This window comes from Methylobacterium goesingense, from assembly GCF_022179225.1.
Classification (GTDB): domain Bacteria; phylum Pseudomonadota; class Alphaproteobacteria; order Rhizobiales; family Beijerinckiaceae; genus Methylobacterium; species Methylobacterium goesingense.
This window is the reverse complement of sequence record NZ_BPQL01000119.1, coordinates 1-2,829: the sequence shown is the minus strand read 5'-3', so window position 1 is coordinate 2,829 and position 2,829 is coordinate 1. Positions and strand designations below refer to the sequence as shown.

Annotated in this window: 1 protein-coding gene and 2 pseudogenes; 2 read left to right on the top strand and 1 reads right to left on the bottom strand. The window is 56.8% G+C overall.

All coding sequences use genetic code 11. The features are described 5' to 3' along the window. Nucleotides 1-1,532 precede the first annotated feature (1,532 nt). Complete coding sequence (locus MFF30_RS19390) at nt 1,533-2,318, top strand: IS5 family transposase (RefSeq protein WP_306424595.1); 786 nt, start codon at nt 1,533-1,535, stop codon at nt 2,316-2,318. Between the two features lie 142 nt (nt 2,319-2,460). Here MFF30_RS19390 and MFF30_RS19385 read toward each other — a convergent pair. Continuing rightward, nucleotides 2,461-2,598 (bottom strand): annotated as a pseudogene (locus tag MFF30_RS19385) (IS630 family transposase); the annotation flags it as partial. Nucleotides 2,599-2,696: 98 nt separating this feature from the next. On the opposite strand from MFF30_RS19385, the pseudogene MFF30_RS19380 reads away from it, so the two are divergent. Further along, nucleotides 2,697-2,829: pseudogene (locus MFF30_RS19380) on the top strand (IS110 family transposase); the annotation flags it as partial.

Here is a 2,829-nt window from a genome sequence, read left to right as displayed (position 1 = left end):
CAAAATAACGGTCAGGTCACGGAAGTGAATGTACCTATTCCGGAGGAAGCCGCCTTCAGTTTCCCTCTTCTCAGTCGCGCAACAGTGGTAAGGTTATTATTACATCTTGTCAATGAAGCTGTTCATCGCCTCCCGGGGCTCTTGCTGTGAGGGCTCGATAGAGTTTTGATGAAATGGGCGGCACTTGGCGGCGTGGATTAATCTCGTTCCCGGCAAATTTCTTCGGGCAGTAGGAAGCACCACCACAGTATTATAAGGCGCTGCGACCCCTATTATATTTGCCGCCTAGCTATTTATCAGTCAGTTGCGGTGTTATTCTTCAGTCTTTGTAGCTCAAAATATTTCTACGAGCATTTAGCAGACAAATTGGATACAATCCAAATTGACAGATCTTCTTCGCCCTCGTCAGCCCGATCAGGAGATTGGAGATTGGAGATCTGCTCGATCACGTCCCTCAGTTTGGCGTGGTAAGGAGGGTAGGTCTCGCCGACCTCGAACGCGCAGCAGGCAAGCGCAATGTCTTCCCGCAATGCCTCTGTTTTCCCGGCAATCGCTCGGCATTGAGACAACCGTATCATTTTTCGCCAAAGCCTAATTCAGTAGTTTGGCCTGCTTGCTCATCGCCGCCAAAATATCTTTAAACCAAATATTCCCATCTTCCTGATTATTCGTCCAGATTATAATAAGCCCTCCGCGCCAATATAATTTTAACTCCACTTGTAAAAGCTATCTGTTTTCATCCCGTGTTTCCGGCATAGATCCGATTCAGAAACGCAGCCTTCTGTCGGGCGTGAAATGTAAGTATTTGCGGTCTGGAGAATTCGCAGGCATCAATCGAAATCCGCTTTATTGCAAATATAAATTAAATTCTAATTTCGGAGACCATTCATTGGTGGGAAATTACAGGGCCGTCGGCCGGGATAATCGACGTGAGGTAGACGAGCGTTACAAAGCCCCCCTTCGAGTTCAATAACAGCGCTCTGGAACCCCTTGGCTGAAACGGCTTCCTCGACGGCAGCAAGAATGATTCTTGCAGATTGGAATATCACCCGCGCCGGTTCTGCAGGACAGCCGAGCGAAAGCGCACGGGGCATGAAATCCGTACCGAGTTGCTGGTTCTGTCGCATGTTTATGCTTTTACGGACAGCGATGGACGGGAAAGGCCCCTCAGACGCACGTAATAGTATCAAATCTCTTCAACTCCCAACTGGGTCCGCTAACGGCAAGATGGGTCGACGAAATCATATAAGGGGTCAAAATTGCGGTTTATCAGCACTGGCGGTGCTGCGTGGTGATGCGGACGTTGGTTTGCGTGGTGGCTTCAGAACGGCACAATTTCGAATTCGAAGCTGTCGATGCCATCTGTCCCGGACGGCCTGCACGTCGATGACCTGACGCTGGAGGAAATCTGGTTGCAGATCACTACCCAGACCGCGGCGGCCTAAGAGCCTGTTTGAGGACCTCCACCGGCCGTCCCCATCTGTCTCGTGTAGCAACACGAATTCCGCCTGGCGGGGCGGCGTGGAGAGCAGATGTGGACGGATCGGTATCGGACGCGCCATGAGACGCGTTCGAAGAACTTGGTGATGGAGGCGGGCTTGGACGAGGTGGCCCGCTTCCTGCAGCGAGCGGATCCGCCCACTCGATCGAACGTCAAATCGGCGCGCCGCGTGATGGCGGCCGTTGCTTGGCATCGGCGCACGGGCGGCGGATGGCGGGCTCTGCCCAACGGCTTCCTTCCCTGGCGCACCGTCTACGGGTGGTTCCGGCGCTGGATGGACAAGGGCCTGTTCGCGGTCCTGATGCGGACGCTCGCGCGCCGACAGCGCCGCTGCGGGCGGCGTCCTACGCCGCGGCTGACGATCATCGACACCCAGAGCGTCAAGTGCATCGGCGTGCGCGGGCCACGCGGTTACGATGCCGCCAAGAGGGTGGTCGGCCGCAAACGCGTGATGATGGTCGATGCCGAGGGGCACATCCTGGCCATGGCTATCGTGCCGGCCAACGTGCAGGACTGTGACACGCTGTCGGCTCTGGACGAGGGCAAGCCGTTCTGGCCGAGCCTGCGTCTGGGCCTCTTCGACAGCGTCTTCCGGGCCAAGCGCTGCGAGGAATGGTGCAACCTTCACGGCATGCGCCGACGGGTCGTCGAAAAAGACCCGGACCAGAAGGGCTTCGTCGTTCTGGAACGGCGCTGGATCGTCGAGCGCACCTTCGGCTGGCTGAGCCACTGGGGTGGGCTTCTCCGCGAGCGCGCCGGACGCCTCATCTGCGTGGCTTGCCTCATGGCCGCCAACGCCCTCAACAATCCAGCCTAAGCAATCGCGCTCAAACAGGCTCTCAGCCTCCTGTAGGGTCTGCGGGAGTGCTTGGGCGCGGGTGAACAGGTGGTACTGCGGGCGTTCAAGGATCTGCCCTGGCAAAGCCGTGCGGTGCGATCGCGTCTAGAGCATTTTCGGTTTAATCTGGTTCGTATCCTACTGCGGCAAAGAAGATGGCGCACTCATCCGGCGTAACGGTATCGACGAGGCGTCTGATGGCAGCCCCCAATCCCCCGACGGTTCGCTCGGCCGCTTTGCTCAGCAGCGCCTTCGATTTTTAGACCGCCATCTCGATTGATGGCGTGGATGGCTCCTGCTCCCGGCGTCGCTTCGGGCATAGTCGAGAGGTTGTCGCCTCAAGCTGAGGAGCCACCCATGTCAGAGCTTGCTACGGTCGGTATCGACCTCGCGAAGAGCGTTTTTCAAATCCACGGTGTCGATGAAAACGGTCGTGTTCTCGTGCGTCGCCAACTCCGTCGAAGTCAGTTGCTCGCGTTTTTCGAGAAAC